The following is a 16,399-nucleotide window of genomic DNA, read 5'->3' as shown; positions in this document are numbered from 1 at the left end:
CACCTCAGGCCTCCGCTGGCGGCGGCAGAAGTGGCAGCACATCCTCGGGAATGAAGAAGGGGCTGCCAAGCATGTCCGCCAGCGCCTCACAACTCATTGGCATTGCAAACAGATAGCCCTGAATCAGGTAGCACCCCCGACGGCACAAGGCGTCCAGCTGGGCTACCGTCTCCACGCCTTCGGCCACCACCTCCAGCCCCAGGCTGTGGGCCAGGCCGATCACGGCCTCGACGATCGCCACGCCCTGCCCGTCCTCCAGTTCGCTGACAAAGGAACGGTCGATCTTCAGTGCATCCACCGCCAGCCGGCGCAGATAGGCCAGCGACGAATAGCCGGTGCCGAAGTCGTCCACCGCGACGCGCACGCCCATGTCACGCAACTGGGCGAGAATGGCCGTGGCATGGTCGAGATCGCGCATCAGAACGGTCTCGGTCAACTCGAATTCCAACCGGGACGCCGCCACGCCGGTAATTGCCAGCACCTCCCGCACGGTGGGGATCAGCTGGGTATCCATGAAGTTAACGCCGGACAGGTTGATGCTGATACGGAAATCCGGGGCCAGCCGGTGCTCCAGGCGTAGCAGGTCGGCGCATACCTTCTCCAGCACGCTGCGGGTCAGCGGTACGATCAAGCCGGTTTCTTCAGCCAGGGAGATGAACTCCGGCGGCGGTACCGCTCCCCTGCTGGCGTGAGGCCAGCGCAGCAGAGCCTCGGCCTTGACGACCGCACGCCGCCGGATGTCCACGATCGGCTGGTAACGCATGCGCATCTCGTCCTCGCCGATGGCACGGCGCAGGTCGGTTTCCAGCGTGAAACGCAGGAAAGCCGCGATCTTCATGTCTTCGGAGAACAGCGCCAGCGGGTCGCCGCGGCTGCGCTTGGCATGGTTGAGCGCCGTCTCGGCCGCCTTCAGCAAGGCGTCGGCATCCGTTGCATGATCCGGCATCACCGCCATGCCGATACGCGCCGACAAAGTGATCTCCTGCCCCGGTACGCGGATCGGCGCCCGCACGACCTCCAGCAGGCGTTCAGCCGTATCGAGCAGATCGGCCGCCGAGCCCACGTCGTTGACCAGCACGCCGAATTCGTCGGCGGCCAGGCGAGCCACCCGGAAACGGGTCGAATAGCCTCCCCCCGCGGCCTCCGCCGGCTGGCGGTCCCCCATGTCCTCCCGCAGGCGATGGGCGATCAGCTGCAGCACTTGGTCGCCCCTGTCCGGTCCCAGGCTGTCGTTAATGCGCGCAAAGCGGTCGATATCCACCACCATCACCGCGCAACGGCTGCCGTAGCGCAAACCACGGGCGGTAGCGCCGAGCAGGCTCTCGCGGAAATACTCCCGGTTGGGCAGGCCGGTAAGATGATCGAAGTAAGCCAGCTGGCGGATGCGCCGCTGGGCATCGACCTGCTCGGTGATGTCCTGCACGCTGCCCTCCATGACCAGCCCGCCGGCGCCACGCCCATCGTCACGACGCACCGGCTCGACGGTTTCCTGCACCGTGCGTACGCTGCCGTCGGGCCACACGACCCGGTAAGTCAGCTGGTAGCCGACCCCATCCCGGGCTCCGGCCAGGGCGAGTTGCATGGCGGCGCGGTCGGGACCATAGACGTGTGCGAGGAGCGCCTCCATGTCATCGCCGAAGTCGCCCCTTTCGCAGCCAAACAGCCGGTAGAACTGAGCCGAACGCCGGACCCGCCCGCTTCTCACCACCCACTCCCAGCTGCCCAGGCGGGCAATGCGCTGGGCATTAGACAGGCTCTCCTGGCTGAGGCTCAATTCCTGCATCACTTCAGCGGAGCGCAGCACGTAGCGGATGCGGAAACGCAACAGGGTCCAGTTGATCGGCTTGGAGATGAAATCGGTCGCCCCGGCATCGAAGGCCTGCTCGATCGATTCACTATCGTCCAGGCCCGTCAGCATGATCACGGGCACCAAGCGCCCCGCCGGCAGCTGGCGCAGACGCCGGCACACGTCGAAACCGCTCAGGCCCGGCATCACCACGTCGAGCAGCACCAGATCGGGCTGAGTCTCATCGAAGAGGTCCAGCGCCTGCACCCCGTCCTCGGCCTCCGACACCGCAAAGCCCCCTTCCCGCAGGGCCTCCGTTGCCATCATGCGGGTCAGCGGATCGTCATCCACCACCAAGATGCGCGCGCGTTCGCTTTCAGTCATCGTCCCTGCCGGCCCTCCTCCGGATCATGTTCATCGGGGTGCATCCTCGTCGACCAACCCCTCCTTGCGCAGCGCTAACCAACAAGCCTCCCAAGCCTCGGCAATACCTTCCACGTCCTCCGGCCGCGGCGCTTGCCCGGCCTTGATACGTTCGTCCAGACGCCGGGCGCGTGCCGCCAGACGCAAGGCACCCATCGCATGACAACCAGACTTCATCTTGTGCACCAGCGCACGCACGGCCTCCGCGTCGCCCGTCGCCAGGCTCGCCCGCAAGCCCTGCACATGACGCTCGGTTTCTCCGACGAACAGCGGCAGCAGACGCTTCAACATAGGCGCAGACCGATTACCGTTCACCCCGGGTAGCGCCATCAGCATAGCGAGGTCCAACGCCGGCTCACCGTGCGTCCGCGCCTTCGACCTACGGCCTGCGACCGGACGCCACAGGGAGCAGACCCGGGCGACAGGCCGGAAGAAGGATTTGGCGGGGATTCGATGCATCGAGGAGCTCATCGGTGACAAGGCTTACGACAGCTGCGGGGCCCAATACCCCGCCAACGGCCACCGTTTTACCCAAACATCGTCCCGCCTGATGCCTAACAATACGCACCCGACAGCCAACTCCCGGCGCTTCGGCAGCGGCCCGTGCCAAAATTCACAAACGGGCAGCCTGTCCGCCGCCCCGCGCCCATCGGCTACAATTGCAACATTTTTCTCCCGGCATTCCGGCGGCACACAGCCCGCCCGTCAAGGTAAGACCAGATGACTGCACCCATTTCTCCGGCCGACGAAGCCGCCACACCCAGCAATTTCATCCGCAGCCTCATCGACGAGGACCGTCGCCTCGGCAAATGGGACGGACGGGTCGAAACCCGCTTTCCGCCGGAGCCGAACGGCTACCTGCACTACGGCCACGCCAAGAGCATCTGCCTGAACTTCGGCCTCGCCGAAGCCTACGGCGGTGCCTGTCACATGCGCTTCGACGACACAAATCCGACCAAGGAAGAACAGGAATACGTCGACGCGATCATTGAGGCCGTACAGTGGCTGGGCTTCAGCTGGGGCGAACACCTGTATTTCGCGTCGGACTACTTCGACAAGATGTACGCGATGGCCGAGCACCTGATCACCGTCGGCAAGGCCTATGTGGACTCCCTGTCCGCCGAGGAAATGCGGGCCTATCGCGGCACCCTGTCGGCCCCCGGCAAGGACAGCCCGTACCGCAACCGCAGCGTCACCGAGAACCTTGAGCTGTTCCAGCGCATGAAAGCCGGCGAGTTCCCCGACGGCACCCACATCCTGCGCGCCAAGATCGACATGGCCTCGCCCAACATCAACCTGCGCGACCCAGCCATCTACCGCATCCGCCATGCCACGCACCACCGCACTGGCGACCGCTGGTGCGTGTATCCGATGTACACCTTCGCCCATCCGATCGAAGATGCGCTGGAGGACGTGACCCACTCCATCTGCACCCTCGAGTTCGAGGATCAGCGCCCGTTCTACGACTGGCTGCTGGACAGCCTCGCCGAAGGTGGCTTCTTCCCACGGCCCGTACCACGCCAGATCGAGTTCGCACGCCTCAACCTCACTTATGTGGTGCTGTCCAAGCGCAAGCTGATCCAGCTGGTTGACGAGCAGCACGTGGCCGGCTGGGACGACCCGCGCCTGCCGACCCTTGTCGGCGCACGCCGCCGCGGCTTCACGCCGGAGGGTTTCCGCATGTTCGCCGAGCGCATCGGCGTCTCCAAGTCCGACTCGTGGATCGACATGAGCGTGCTCGAAGACTGCATGCGCGAGCATCTCAACGAGGCTGCCGAACGCCGCGTCGCGGTGCTCGACCCGCTCAAGCTGATCATCACCAACTACCCGGAAGGCCACACGGAGCGCTGCCACGCCCCCAACCACCCGCTGCACCCGGAGCTCGGCAAGCGTGAAATGCCGTTCAGCCGGGAACTGTGGATCGAGCGTGAAGACTTCATGGAAACCCCGGTCAAGGGCTACCACCGCCTCTACCCGGGCAACATGGCACGCCTGCGCTACGGCTTCGTGGTGAAATGCACCGGTTGCGAGAAGGACGCCGACGGCAACGTGACCGCCGTGCTGTGCGAATACATGCCCGACTCCAAGTCCGGCACGCCGGGCGCCGACAACTATAAGGTGAAGGGCAATCTGCACTGGGTGTCGGTGGCCCATGCCTATACGGCTGAAGTGCGCCTCTACGACCGCCTGTTCGCCCATGCCTATCCGGGCGCCCGTCGGGAAGGCGATGCGGAAGGCCTCGAACGCGACTTCCTCGATGACATCAACCCGAACAGCCTGAAAGTCATCACCGCCCAGCTCGAACCGGCGCTGCGTGCAGCCAGGCCGGAGGCCCGCCTCCAGTTCGAGCGCCACGGCTATTTCGTGGCCGATCGCATGGACTCCCGCGACGGTGCACCGATCTTCAACCGCACCGTCACCCTCAGGGATACCTGGAAGAAGTAGCAGTAATTACCCGGGTCGGCCACCCGGCCCCTCCGGGCACCTTCTTCCCGTGGTACGGCGCAAGCCGGCCACGGGAAGAAGGTGCAGTTGCAGCACCCCAAAAATCCGCCTGAAGCAATGCGTGCGGAATTATCCGCAACGGACATGCTGCCGAGGATGCACTCGTCTCAAGCAATGGGCACAATAGCCGAGTACAAGTGAATAGCGCTGCAGGTATCCTGAACGAATTCACCGCTACAGTCGCACCTCAACCGACAGAGCTCCCCCCAAGCCTCCAGGGCCCGACACGATGCTGAGCAAGCTCTCGATCCGCGTCCGTCTGCTGCTGGTCAGTACCGTGGTGCAGGTGGTCATGCTGACCTTGCTGCTGACCAATAGCGGACGACTGATCAACGAGGCGACAACCGCCAGCCTGAGCACCCTCATCGCCCAGAACGCCGCCATCCTCAATGTGGTCACAGCCGCCTACGTGCCCCAGGGGCGTTACCAGGATCTTCAGGATGCCCTCGGCGAACTGCTCGGCAACAACCACGAAGGCCTGGTCTATGTCCGCATCGTCGATAGCACCGGACAACTGCGGGTCCGCGCTGGCATGCCTGAGATGGATGCGCTGCCGCCCCCCAACGAAGACAGCGCCGGGAGCCTTGGCAACTATGTCGGACAGACACTGATCCACGTGCACCGCCCGGTGCTGCTGGAGCACAACCAGGTCGGCTTCGTGCAGTTCGGCGTGTCCATCGCTCCGCTGGTGCAGGCCAAGCAGCGCATCCTTAACCAGGGCATTGCCATCGCCAGCGCCGAGGTACTAATCACCCTGCTGCTGCTCGGTGCCATCGGCTATCTGCTGACCCGCAACCTGGGGCGTCTGCTGCGTGGCAGCCAGGCCATCGCAGCCGGACGCCTGTCCCACCGTCTGCCAGAACAGGGCAACGACGAGCTGGCGCAACTATGTCGTCACTTCAACCGCATGGCCGCCGCACTGCAGTCGCGTATCCAGGAACTGGAGAGTACCGCCCGCCAGCTGGCCCTCAGCGAGGAACGCTACGCGCTGGCCACGCGAGCCGCCAATGACGGCCTGTGGGACTGGGACATCGCCAACGACCAGACTTATTTTGCCCCGCGCTTCGCCGAAATCCTCGGCCTGTCGTTCAACGCCTTCACCGAGGAAAAGCGCTCGATCATCGATTACCTCCATCCGGACGACCGGGAGCCCTTCCGCCTGCGCGTGATTGCCCACCTGAAGCGGGAGTCCGCCCAGTTGATGGCCGAGCACCGCATCCGCCACGCAGATGGCGACTACCGCTGGATCCTCATCTGCGGCATGGCAGTGTACGACCCGACCAGCGGACGGGCGATCCGCATGGCGGGCTCGATCAGCGACATCAATCTACGCAAGCGCGCTGAAGACCAACTCATCCACGACGCCCTGCACGACGGCCTGACGGGGCTCGCCAACCGGGCACTCTTCGTCGAGCACCTGCAGAACACCCTTCTCCACGCGGACCGGGCCACCGGCAACCTGTTCGCAGTCCTGCATATCAACATCGAGCGTTTCCACGTGGTCAACGACAGTCTGGGGTATTCGGCCGGCGACGACCTGCTGCGCCTCGTCGCATCCCGGATCTGCGCACTGGCCCGTCCCGGCGACGTGGTCGGGCGGGTGGCCGGCGATCAGTTCGCAGTACTGCTCAACGACATCCCGGACGCCGGCGAAGCGATCCGCTTTTCGGAAAACCTGCAGACCCAACTGGCCGAGAGCGCCGAGCTCAACGGCCATCAGCTCTACCCCAAGACACGCATCGGCGTTGTACTCGGCAGCGGCGGCTTCCACAGCGCGGAAGACCTGATGCGCGATGCAGACAATGCGATGCACCGCTCCCGCAGTAGCGCGGAGGCCTCCATCACGGTTTTCCAGTCGGCCATGCATCAACAGGTCCTCCGCGACCTGCAGATCGAGTCCCAACTACGGGCAGCCCTGAGCAATCACCAACTGGTCGCTCACTTCCAGCCCATCGTCGATCTGCGCGACGGCCGCACGACGGGCTTTGAAGCCCTCGTCCGCTGGCCTCAGGCCAGCGCCAGGCGCATCGGCCCGGACGTCTTCATCCCTGTCGCCGAATCCCTCGGCCTGGTTCACGAACTCGGCATGCAGATGCTCGACCAAAGCTGCGCCTGCCTGAAGGCCTGGCGCGAGCAGGGCCTTGCCGACGAGAAGCTGTCGATCAGCGTCAACCTTTCGGCCCGCCAGCTCACCCAGGCCGATCTGGCCGACCAAGTCGTCGCCTGCATCGAGCGCCACGGCCTGCCACCCGCTGCACTCAAGCTGGAGATCACCGAGGGCACCCTGGTCACGCGCAAGGAACTGGCCATGCACCAACTCGGCAAGCTGCGGGCCAAGGGCCTGCGCATCCTCATCGACGACTTTGGCACCGGCTATTCTTCCCTGAGCTATCTTCATTCGATTCCCTGCGACACGATCAAGCTGGACGGCTCCTTCGTCCGCGAAATCGAGATCATTCCCCGCCTGCGCACCATCGTCGAAGGCAGCATCCGCCTGGCCCACGAACTGGGCATGAGCGTCGTCGCCGAGTGCATCGAAACCCCCAGCCAGGCCGACATGCTCCGGGATCTTGGCTGTGACTACGGCCAAGGCTACCTGTTTGCCGCCGCCGAGCCTGCCGACAAGATCCGGCAGCGCCTTGAAGCCCAGAGAGGTGGAACGTGAAGCGCCTGAATACATTGCTTCTTTCTCTTGCCACGCTGATTGCACAGGTGGCGCAAGCGGACACGCCATCCCCGCTGAGCTTGTCCGGCTTCGGCACCCTGGGTGCAGCGCGCACTGACAACGCCAACCGGGCTTTCCGCTCCAACAGCGTCAGCGACTCCGGTGCGGGTGCCGCCTTCGACCTGTCCGTCGACTCCGTGCTCGGAGTACAAGGATCCCTTCAGCTCTGCAACCGCCTCGATCTGACAGTGCAATCCGTGGTCCGCAAGAGCCCCACGGGCAGCTACGACCCACGCATCACCTGGGCCTTCGCGAGCTACCAGGCGACCCCGGAACTACTATTGCGGATCGGCCGCACGCGGCTGCCCTTCTTCATGTATTCCGATTCGCTGAACCTCAACTATGCGAATCCGTGGATCCGGCCACCCGTCGAGGTCTACAGCCTGAACCCGCTCTCCGACATCGACGGTGCCGATGCGCTGTACCGTCGGCAGTTCGCCGACACAGACGTGGAGCTGCATGCCTATACCGGGAGCAGCGCGATGAACATCCGCGGCGGCTCGGCCAACCTCGACAAGATCCGGGGCCTGAAAGCCTCCTTCAGCCGCCGCGGCCTCACGGCCCAGATCAGCTACGCCCGGGCGGACATGTCCCTGCGCTGGTCAGACGCCTATTTCCTCAGCTTGAGGCAGGCCCTCATTGCGACCGGCCACGACGCCATCGTGCCAGAGCTCTCCGGCACCGACGGCAAGACCAGCTTCATGTCGGCCGCTCTGCAATACGACCAGGACCGCCTGCTGCTGATAGCCGAAATCGCTCGCCGCAATGTGGACCGCTACATTGACACCGCACTCGGCTGGTATGTCACTGCCGGCTACCGGACTGGAGCCTTCATGCCTTACCTGACCCTGGCCCGCCAGAGGGAAGTCTCTCCAGTCAGCACCGCGGCCACCGGGGTCGCCGTACTCGATGACGGTCTGGCAGCCTTCAACGCCGGACGCAACAAGGCCCAGCGCAGCATCGGAGCCGGCCTGCGCTGGGACGCCGGACGCAATGTCGCAGTGAAAGCCCAGTTCGAGCGCATCCAGCCCGGCCCAGGCGGGCTCGGAATCCTCCTTCCCAACCAGCTCTCCGACTACCTGAAGCCCGATGGACCGACCTACGTTCTGAGTCTTGCCGTGGACTTCGTGTTTTGAGCCCCATGCATTCGGCCAGAACCCTTCTCCTGCTTTTTTCCGGCCTGTTTGCGCCGGCCTTCAGCCACGCGGAACTCGTGCTGGTTGCCAGCGTACGCAACCCGGCCATGGAACTCAGCCATGAACGCGCTGAAAACCTCTACCTGGGCTCCACCACCACCCTGGCTGACGGCACGCCCGTCAAGCTCATGGACCTGCCCAACGGAGCCTCGCGCGACGACTTCTATCTGAAGCTGACCGGCAAGAATCCGGCGCAGATCCGCGCTTACTGGTCCCGCTTGGTATTCACAGGTCGCGCGCTGCCTCCCCGGGAAGCCAACTCGATCGCCGAAGCACGCCAATGGCTGATTGATACACCCAACTTGGTCGGCTACATGGAACGTACCGACGTTCCACCCGGCACCCGCATCCTGTTGCGCCTTCCCTGAAGGGGAAGCAAGGTCGGTTTGACGAAACTCTCGTCTTCACATATACTTTCGCGTTTCCTGAAAACTCTTTACTCGGAGTACATCCATGTACGCGGTCATAAAAACCGGCGGCAAGCAGTATCGCGTCGTCGTCGGCGAAAAACTCAAAGTAGAACAGATACCGGCTGACGTGGACTCGCAAATCACTCTCGACCAAGTCTTCATGGTCGGCGAAGGCGAGTCGGTTAAGATCGGCACCCCTGTTGTGGCTGGCGCCACCGTCACGGCCACCGTGGTTTCCCACGGCCGTCACGACAAGATCAAGATCTTCAAGATGCGTCGTCGCAAGCACTACCAGAAGCATCAGGGTCACCGTCAGAACTACACCGAGCTGCGCATCGACGCGATCTCGGCCTAAGGAGAATCCGACATGGCACACAAAAAGGCTGGCGGCAGTTCACGTAACGGCCGCGACTCAGAAAGCAAACGCCTTGGCGTCAAGCGCTACGGCGGTCAATTCGTTCTCGCCGGCAACATCATCGTTCGCCAGCGCGGCACCGAATACCACCCGGGCGAAAACGTCGGCATCGGCAAGGATCACACCCTGTTCGCGCTGACCGAAGGCACCGTTCAGTTCACCGTCAAGGGCGCCACCAAGCGTCGCACCGTGAACATCGTGCCCGCCGCCGCTGAATAACTTCAGCTCGCGCACGCTCAAAGCCCTATCTGTGGATAGGGCTTTTTTCTTTCAGGGCATCATCAAACGCCCCAACCGGAAGCTCCCATGAAGTTTTTCGACGAAGCCCGTATTGAAGTCATCGCCGGCGACGGCGGAAACGGCGCCGCCACCTTTCGCCGCGAAAAATATATCCCCATGGGCGGTCCGGACGGCGGCGACGGCGGCAAGGGCGGCGACGTTTACGCCATCGCCGACCGCAATCTCAATACCCTGATCGACTACCGTTACAAGCGCACCTTCCTCGCCGAACGCGGCGAGAACGGCCGTGGCGCCGACTGCTACGGCAAGGGCGGCGACGACATCGAGCTGCACATGCCGGTCGGCACCATCATTTCGCTGCAGGAAACCGGCGAGATCATCGCCGACCTGGACCATGACGGCAAGCGCGTGATGATCGCCAAGGGTGGCCGCGGCGGCCTCGGCAACCTGCACTTCAAGACCAGCACCAACCGCGCCCCGCGCAAGAAGACGATGGGCCAAGAAGGCGAGCGCAAGAGCCTCAACCTGGAGCTCAAGGTGCTGGCCGACGTCGGCCTGCTCGGCATGCCCAACGCCGGCAAATCGACCTTCATCCGCGCGGTTTCGTCCGCCAAGCCGAAGGTGGCCGACTACCCCTTCACGACCCTCGCCCCCAACCTGGGCGTAGTACGCACCTCGGAGAATCGCAGCTTCGTCATCGCCGACATCCCCGGCCTGATCGAAGGTGCTGCCGACGGTGCCGGCCTCGGCCATCAGTTCCTGCGCCACCTGCAGCGCACCCACATCCTGCTGCACATCGTGGACATCGCTCCCTTCGACCCGGAAGCCGATCCGGTCCGCGACACCCACGCGATCGTCGAGGAGCTGCGCAAGTACGACGACGAACTGGTCAACAAGCGCCGCTGGCTGGTCCTGAACAAGCTCGACCTGATCCCCGACGAGGACGAACGCCGGGAACGCATCGCCGCCTTCCTCGAAGCCTACGGCCCGGTCGAACGGCATTTCGAGATCTCCGCAATCAGCCGCGCCGGCTGCCAGGAAGTGGTCTTCGCGATCCAGGACATCCTCGACGAGGAAAAGGCCGCTGCCCAGGCGCTCGCCGACGCAGCCGCAGCAGCCCGGGCCGCGGCCGGCATCGATAACGAGGAAGACACTGACGCCGCCGACTACATCGACGACGACGAAACCGATTACGACGAAGAAGACGACGATGAGATCCGCAATTCGTAACGCCCGCCGGCTGGTCGTCAAGGTCGGCAGCGCCCTCGTCACCAACAACGGCGAAGGCCTGGCCGTCGAAGCCCTGGCCGACTGGGCCCGGCAGATCGCAAGCCTCGCCGCCTCCGGCAAGGAAATCGTCCTCGTCTCGTCCGGCGCCATCGCCGCCGGCATGCAGCGCCTCGGCTGGACCAGCCGCCCGCAGGAAATGCACCAGCTGCAGGCCGCTGCCGCCGTCGGCCAGATGGGCCTAGCCCAGGCCTACGAGAGCGTCTTTTCGCAGAACGGCTTGCACACCGCCCAAATCCTGCTGACCCACGAAGATCTGGCCGACCGTACGCGTTACCTCAATGCTCGCTCGACCCTCGTCACGCTGCTCGAACTGGGCGTCGTTCCGATCATCAACGAGAACGACACCGTCGTCACCGACGAAATCAAGTTCGGCGACAACGATACGCTCGGCGCCTTGGTCGCCAACCTGATCGATGCCGACGCGCTGATCATCCTCACCGACCAGCAAGGCCTGTACACTGCGGACCCACGCAAGGACCCGGCCGCCACGCTGATCTCCGAGGACCGCGCCGAAAACACCGCCCTCGAAGGCATGGCCGGCGGCGCCGGCACCGGAATCAGCAAAGGCGGCATGATCACCAAGGTGCGCGCAGCCCAACGCGCCGCCCGCAGCGGTGCCCACACCTGCATCGCCAGCGGTCGCGAAACCGATGCATTGCTACGCGTTGCCGCTGGCGACAGCATCGGAACCCTGCTCTACGCCACCAGCACACCATTGGCCGCGCGCAAGCAGTGGCTCGCCGACCACCTGCAACTGGCTGGCAGCCTGACCCTCGATGCCGGCGCCGTGGAAGCCCTGAAAGACGGCAAGAGCCTGCTACCGATCGGCGTGATCGCCGTAGACGGCGAGTTCTTCCGCGGCTCCGTCGTCGCCTGCCGCAGCGAAAGCGGCAAGGAAGTCGCCCGCGGCCTGATCAACTATGCAAGCAATGACACCCGCCGCATTGCCCGCCATGCATCCAACGACATCGAGGAACTTCTCGGATTTTCTGAAGAGCCGGAACTGATCCATCGGGACAATCTGGTGAAAATCGGCTGACCTTTACCGCTTGCCACCAAAAGCAAATGGCCGCCTTTCGGTGGCCATTTGCTTTTGGGCCTGCCCTTCACTTCACCAAAGACAAAGCCATGAAAAACGGGCACCCGAAGGTGCCCGTCAATTTCCGATTCAGACGAAGTCTGAATTAGAAGGAGTGACGCAGGCCCAGCTGGATGCCCTGAACGGTAGCGCCGGCCACTTGAGCAGCGGTAGCGCCGTTGGCGGAGCCGTTCAGACCAACAGCGTTCACGCCGAAGTCGTAGGAAGCGTTGTTGTCGTTGTTCAGGTGAGCGTACACAGCCTTCAGCATGGTGCGCTTGGACAGGCTGTACTCGTAACCGACTTCAAACAGCTTGGCGCCGGTGCTGTTCTGGCTGCTGCCGTTGACCTTCAGGTCACGAGCGAAGTAAGCCTGAGCCAGGATCTTGCCAGCCGGGGTCACGTTGAAGGTGCCACCAAGGCCCCAGACGTTTTGGTTAACACCGTTGCCACCGAAGTGGTTGGCACGCGCATGATCGAACACAGCACGCACAGTGGCGATACCGAAGTCGTACATACCACCAAGACGGAGGTCGGAGATGTTGGTACCAGCGTCGTTGCCGATGCTGACAGCGTTGTAGGTCAGACCAGCCAGGATCGGACCGTTGGCGTACTTCAGGCCCAGGTCATAGCCAGTGGTGTTGGCACCGGTGGAGACCACATTGTGGAAAGCCTTGTTCTCGTTGGCCACGTAAGCAGCGGTGGCGTTCAGACCGTAGTAGGTCGGAGAAACGTAGGCAATGGCATTCTTCCAACGGGTATCGAAGATGGAAGAGCAACCAGCGGAGCGGGCGCAGTTGCCGCCAGCAGCGTAGTCACCAGTGCTGCTGGTGGTGCCAACCAGGTTGTTACCCAGCTTGCCCAGCAGAGCGGAGTTGGCACCAATGCCGGTAGCGCCGGCGTTGACGTCGAGGGTGGTGCCCAAAGCACGGGTCGGGCCCGTCAGGGTACCCAGAACCACAGTGCCGAAGTTGCTGCTGGAAACACCAACAAAGCTGTCACGAGCAGCGCCGAACATGTTGCCACCAGCACCGTTGCTGTCGAAAGCAACACCGGTTTCCAGTTGGAACACAGCGGTCAGGCCATTGCCCAGGGCCTCAGCACCCTTGAAACCCAGGTAGGAAGAGTTGGAGGAGACGCGGGTAGTGTTGCCCAGATCGGTGTTGCCGTTGGTGTTGGAAACACGAACGGTGTCGAAGGAGCCATCGACAATGCCGTAAACGGTAACGTTAGCTTGAGCGAAGGCGCCGGTGGAGGCCAGGCCGGCAACGGCCAGAGCGATCAGTTTCTTTTGCATATGTTTCTCCTCTTGATTGAAGACTGGCACGCACTGCTTGCGCAGGGCCGACCAATTTCACCTCTCTAACGAGAAGTTGGCCTGCATTGTCAGCGCTTGGCAAAGCCGAGGGCAAGGACAGCGTTGTTTTTTGGATGCGAAGCCGCATCGGAGTGTTGCAAGTTCGCAACACGAAAGACGGGAACCAAGCGCGCCATATAGGAGCCGCATTGCAAGGTTTGCAGATGTACGGGTTTTACACAGTGTGCGGCACAGTATTAATATAGGAAGCTTGCTATATATTATTGAACGCCGTCGTCAACCCCGTTTCCATCATGGACAAGAACCGAATCCTTCGTGAAGCCGCCGTTACCAGCAACCTGGTGCGCCTGTCGCGCATCTATCGGCGCGCCGTCAACGACGCCGCCCTCGCCCACGGCTTGTCGGATGCGCGGGTGCTACCCATCATCCATCTGAGTCGCCTTGGCGACGGCGTGCGGCATGGAGTGCTAGCCGAAGACATGGGGATCGAGGGGCCATCGTTGGGCCGCCTGCTCGACCAGCTATGCCTGGCCGGCCTGATCGAGCGCCGTGGTGACGCGGCCGACAAGCGTGCCAAATTGCTGTACCTCACCGAGCAAGGCCACGCGATGGCCGCCACCGTCGAGAAGCTGATCGAAGACTTGCGCAGCAAGCTGCTCGCCCGCGTGGCAAACGAAGACCTTGAGGCCGCCCTGCGGGTCTTCGCCGCCTTTGATGCCGCACTGCACCCCGAGACCAGCAATGAATAAGCTGCTGACGGCCCTGCGCTTCGAGCGGAGTGCCCTGCTGTTCTCCTTCAACAGCTTTGCGGCCGCCATGCTCGCGCTGTACGTGGGCTTCAGCATCGGCCTGCCGCGGCCTTACTGGGCGATGATGACGGCCTACATCGTCAGTCACCCACTGGCCGGCGCCGTGCGTTCCAAAGCGATCTTCCGGCTGGGTGGCACTCTGGTCGGCTCGACGGTCGCCCTTCTCCTGGTACCACCGCTGGTGGACTCGCCGGTGCTGCTGTGCCTGGTGATCGCGCTGTGGATCGGCGCCTGCCTGTTCGTCTCCCTGCTTGACCGCACACCCCGCAGCTACGTGCTGATGCTGGCCGGCTACACGGCCGCGATCATCGCCTTCCCGAGCGTCAATGCACCTGACCTGATCTTCGACGTTGCCGTCGCGCGCTTCGAGGAGATCTCGATCGGTATCGTCTGTGCCACGGTCGTCCATAGCCTCATCTTCCCGCGCCCGGTCGGCGGCCCCCTGGTCAGCCGCCTAACCAGTTGGTTGGGCAGTGCCGACCAGTGGGCACTCGACGTACTCCACGGACGCAGCGCCGCCGAAACAGACCGGGAGCGCCGCCAGCTCGCCGCCGCGGAGACGGAGATCCACCTACTCTCCAAACATCTGCCCTTCGACACGTCCAACCTGCGCGAAATCACCAACGTTGTCCACGCGCTGCACAGCCGCACGCTGGTCCTCATCCCGATCATTGATGGTCTGAACGACCGCCTCAGCGCGCTGCGTACCGATGGCCACACGCTTTCGCCCGAGGTCGCCCACCTGATCGACGCCGTCGCAGCGTGGATCGCGGACGGCGCGGACCGCGACCGTGCCGACCCCTTGCTCACCGAGTTGAAATCCGTCGCTGCCGCCACGCCCCATGACGCCGACTGGGCCACGCTGCTTTCCGCGAGCCTGCTGACCCGCCTGGTCGAGCTGGTCGAGACGCTGGGCGACAGCCACACCCTGCTCGACCACGTGCGCCGCAACAAACCGCTGTCGGCAGCGCTGGCGGAGCAGGTGGGCACGCACGAGCGCCGCCCCCTGCACAAGGACTATGGCATGGCCTTGCTGTCGGCCGCTGCGGCCAGCATTGCTGTGCTGCTGTGCTGCGCGCTGTGGATCATGAGCGGCTGGCGGGACGGCGCCGCGGCCGCCATGATCGCCGCGGTGGTGTGCTGCTTCTTCGCGACGATGGACGACCCAAAACCGACCATCGTCAGCTTCGGCATCTTCAATCTGGTGGCTCTGCCGATCGCCGCGGTCTTCCAGTTCACCGTGCTGCCCCGCGTCAATGACTTTCCTATGCTTGTCCTGACCCTGGCCCCGATCTTCATTCCGATGGGCATCTACATGGCAGCGCCGCGCACTCTGGTGCCCGCCATGGCGATGATCACTGGAGTCTGCAATGCGCTGGCGCTGCAGGAAACACTGAATCACCAGGACTTCGCCGATTTCATGAACGTGAACACCGCCATGTTCGTCGGCGTCCTCATCGCCCTGTGGGTCACCGGCTTCATGCGCTCGATCAGCGTCGAGACCAGCGCGCGCCGCCTGCTGCGCCACAACTGGCGGGATCTCGCCCACCACGCCCGGGCCGGCGCATCAGCCGACCCTATTGCGCTGGCCGGCCGCCTGCTCGACCGCCTGACCCTGCTCACGCCCAAACTCGCCGCCGTGTCCCAGAGCGGCGAACTGCGCGGCGTCAACGTACTGCACGATCTGCGCATCGGCATGAACCTGGTCACGCTACAGAAAGCCAGCCCGAGCTTCGACGCCATCACCCGCGATCTGGCCGAGAGGGCACTCGCCGGTGTGGGCGAGCATTATTCGCAGCGCTCCGCCGGCCGGCTGACGGACGCTCCTGCCAGCCTGCTGGCCGACATCGACCAGGCGCTGCACGCCATCGCCGAACAAGCGCCGTCGACGGCCAAGCTAGCCGGCCTGTCGGCCATGGTCGGCCTGCGCGGCAACCTGTTTCCCAAAGCCGCGGCCTACCAAACCGGCCCGCTCTCGATGAAAGGACCTTCCGCATGATCGGGGAACTCAACCTCGACGGCGTCCTGGTTTCGTCGATCCTCGTGTCGACGCCCCTCGCCTTCGTCTTCTCCTTCCTGCTGCGCCGCGTGTTCTCGCTGGTCGGGCTGTACCGCGTCGTGTGGCACCCGGCCCTGTTCGACGCCGCCGTGTTCATGATCGTCTGGTCCCTTGTCATCCGCCTGCCCATGCCCTCCTTTTGATT

Annotated in this window: 14 protein-coding genes; 11 read left to right on the top strand and 3 right to left on the bottom strand. The window is 63.8% G+C overall.

The window, feature by feature from the left end; genetic code table 11:
* Positions 1–4: 4 nt before the first annotated feature.
* Positions 5–2,170, bottom strand: coding sequence for a putative bifunctional diguanylate cyclase/phosphodiesterase (locus AC1PPK_RS10495; RefSeq protein ID WP_481117763.1), 2,166 nt, complete (start codon positions 2,168–2,170; stop codon positions 5–7).
* A gap of 30 nt (positions 2,171–2,200) precedes the next feature.
* Complete coding sequence (locus AC1PPK_RS10490; protein WP_481117762.1) at positions 2,201–2,500, bottom strand: Hpt domain-containing protein; 300 nt, start codon at positions 2,498–2,500, stop codon at positions 2,201–2,203.
* Between the two features lie 429 nt (positions 2,501–2,929).
* On the opposite strand from AC1PPK_RS10490, the gene AC1PPK_RS10485 reads away from it, so the two are divergent.
* The 8 genes from AC1PPK_RS10485 to proB all read left to right on the top strand — a co-directional run bounded on the left by AC1PPK_RS10485 (position 2,930) and on the right by proB (position 12,029).
* Positions 2,930–4,654 (top strand): glutamine--tRNA ligase/YqeY domain fusion protein, encoded by a 1,725-nt coding sequence (locus AC1PPK_RS10485; protein ID WP_481117761.1) that lies wholly within the window; start codon positions 2,930–2,932, stop codon positions 4,652–4,654.
* A 289-nt stretch (positions 4,655–4,943) separates the two neighbouring features.
* Entirely contained in the window at positions 4,944–7,379 is a 2,436-nt protein-coding gene (locus AC1PPK_RS10480; RefSeq protein WP_481117760.1) for an EAL domain-containing protein, read from the top strand.
* Positions 7,376–8,575 (top strand): hypothetical protein, encoded by a 1,200-nt coding sequence (locus tag AC1PPK_RS10475; protein ID WP_481117759.1) that lies wholly within the window; start codon positions 7,376–7,378, stop codon positions 8,573–8,575. Before AC1PPK_RS10480 ends, AC1PPK_RS10475 begins: the two co-directional genes overlap by 4 nt.
* A 5-nt stretch (positions 8,576–8,580) precedes the next feature.
* A complete protein-coding gene (locus AC1PPK_RS10470; RefSeq protein WP_481117758.1) occupies positions 8,581–9,003 on the top strand; it encodes a hypothetical protein in 423 nt (140 codons plus the stop codon).
* Between the two features lie 85 nt (positions 9,004–9,088).
* Complete coding sequence (gene rplU / locus AC1PPK_RS10465) at positions 9,089–9,400, top strand: 50S ribosomal protein L21 (protein ID WP_299863693.1); 312 nt, start codon at positions 9,089–9,091, stop codon at positions 9,398–9,400.
* 12 nt (positions 9,401–9,412) lie between these two features.
* The gene (gene rpmA, locus AC1PPK_RS10460; protein ID WP_481117757.1) at positions 9,413–9,679 is read left to right on the top strand and encodes a 50S ribosomal protein L27; all 267 of its coding nucleotides are present in this window, start codon (positions 9,413–9,415) and stop codon (positions 9,677–9,679) included.
* 87 nt (positions 9,680–9,766) lie between these two features.
* The gene (gene obgE / locus AC1PPK_RS10455; RefSeq protein ID WP_481117756.1) at positions 9,767–10,930 is read left to right on the top strand and encodes a GTPase ObgE; all 1,164 of its coding nucleotides are present in this window, start codon (positions 9,767–9,769) and stop codon (positions 10,928–10,930) included.
* Positions 10,911–12,029, top strand: coding sequence for a glutamate 5-kinase (gene proB / locus AC1PPK_RS10450; protein ID WP_481117755.1), 1,119 nt, complete (start codon positions 10,911–10,913; stop codon positions 12,027–12,029). The genes obgE and proB overlap by 20 nt, the downstream gene beginning before the upstream one ends.
* Before the next feature lie 145 nt (positions 12,030–12,174).
* Here the strand turns inward: proB and AC1PPK_RS10445 are convergent, their stop codons facing one another.
* Complete coding sequence (locus AC1PPK_RS10445; RefSeq protein ID WP_481117754.1) at positions 12,175–13,365, bottom strand: porin; 1,191 nt, start codon at positions 13,363–13,365, stop codon at positions 12,175–12,177.
* Between the two features lie 314 nt (positions 13,366–13,679).
* Between AC1PPK_RS10445 and AC1PPK_RS10440 the strand changes: the two genes are divergently transcribed.
* Genes AC1PPK_RS10440 through AC1PPK_RS10430 form a run of 3 tightly spaced genes read left to right on the top strand, consistent with a single transcriptional unit; the run spans position 13,680 to position 16,397 of the window.
* Entirely contained in the window at positions 13,680–14,135 is a 456-nt protein-coding gene (locus AC1PPK_RS10440) for a MarR family winged helix-turn-helix transcriptional regulator (protein ID WP_481117753.1), read from the top strand.
* The gene (locus AC1PPK_RS10435) at positions 14,128–16,194 is read left to right on the top strand and encodes an FUSC family protein (protein ID WP_481117752.1); all 2,067 of its coding nucleotides are present in this window, start codon (positions 14,128–14,130) and stop codon (positions 16,192–16,194) included. Before AC1PPK_RS10440 ends, AC1PPK_RS10435 begins: the two co-directional genes overlap by 8 nt.
* Positions 16,191–16,397, top strand: a complete 207-nt coding sequence (locus AC1PPK_RS10430) for a DUF1656 domain-containing protein (RefSeq protein WP_481117751.1) — start codon at positions 16,191–16,193, stop codon at positions 16,395–16,397. The genes AC1PPK_RS10435 and AC1PPK_RS10430 overlap by 4 nt, the downstream gene beginning before the upstream one ends.
* Positions 16,398–16,399 lie beyond the last annotated feature (2 nt).

It is taken from the genome of Zoogloea sp. JDB1 (assembly GCF_056724025.1).
Note: the sequence above shows the minus strand (reverse complement) of the source record. Positions and strands in the feature narration are given on the sequence as shown.

Excerpts from the sequence above, each read along its gene's own strand:
- AC1PPK_RS10480 (WP_481117760.1), top strand. The coding sequence starts at position 4,944 with ATGCTGAGCAAGCTCTCGATCCGCGTCCGTCTGCTGCTGGTCAGTACC.
- AC1PPK_RS10445 (WP_481117754.1), bottom strand. The coding sequence starts at position 13,365 with ATGCAAAAGAAACTGATCGCTCTGGCCGTTGCCGGCCTGGCCTCCACC.
- AC1PPK_RS10430 (WP_481117751.1), top strand. The coding sequence starts at position 16,191 with ATGATCGGGGAACTCAACCTCGACGGCGTCCTGGTTTCGTCGATCCTC.
- proB (WP_481117755.1), top strand. The coding sequence starts at position 10,911 with ATGAGATCCGCAATTCGTAACGCCCGCCGGCTGGTCGTCAAGGTCGGC.
- AC1PPK_RS10490 (WP_481117762.1), bottom strand. The coding sequence starts at position 2,500 with ATGTTGAAGCGTCTGCTGCCGCTGTTCGTCGGAGAAACCGAGCGTCAT.
- obgE (WP_481117756.1), top strand. The coding sequence starts at position 9,767 with ATGAAGTTTTTCGACGAAGCCCGTATTGAAGTCATCGCCGGCGACGGC.
- rplU (WP_299863693.1), top strand. The coding sequence starts at position 9,089 with ATGTACGCGGTCATAAAAACCGGCGGCAAGCAGTATCGCGTCGTCGTC.
- AC1PPK_RS10485 (WP_481117761.1), top strand. The coding sequence starts at position 2,930 with ATGACTGCACCCATTTCTCCGGCCGACGAAGCCGCCACACCCAGCAAT.
- AC1PPK_RS10470 (WP_481117758.1), top strand. The coding sequence starts at position 8,581 with ATGCATTCGGCCAGAACCCTTCTCCTGCTTTTTTCCGGCCTGTTTGCG.
- AC1PPK_RS10440 (WP_481117753.1), top strand. The coding sequence starts at position 13,680 with ATGGACAAGAACCGAATCCTTCGTGAAGCCGCCGTTACCAGCAACCTG.
- rpmA (WP_481117757.1), top strand. The coding sequence starts at position 9,413 with ATGGCACACAAAAAGGCTGGCGGCAGTTCACGTAACGGCCGCGACTCA.
- AC1PPK_RS10435 (WP_481117752.1), top strand. The coding sequence starts at position 14,128 with ATGAATAAGCTGCTGACGGCCCTGCGCTTCGAGCGGAGTGCCCTGCTG.
- AC1PPK_RS10495 (WP_481117763.1), bottom strand. The coding sequence starts at position 2,170 with ATGACTGAAAGCGAACGCGCGCGCATCTTGGTGGTGGATGACGATCCG.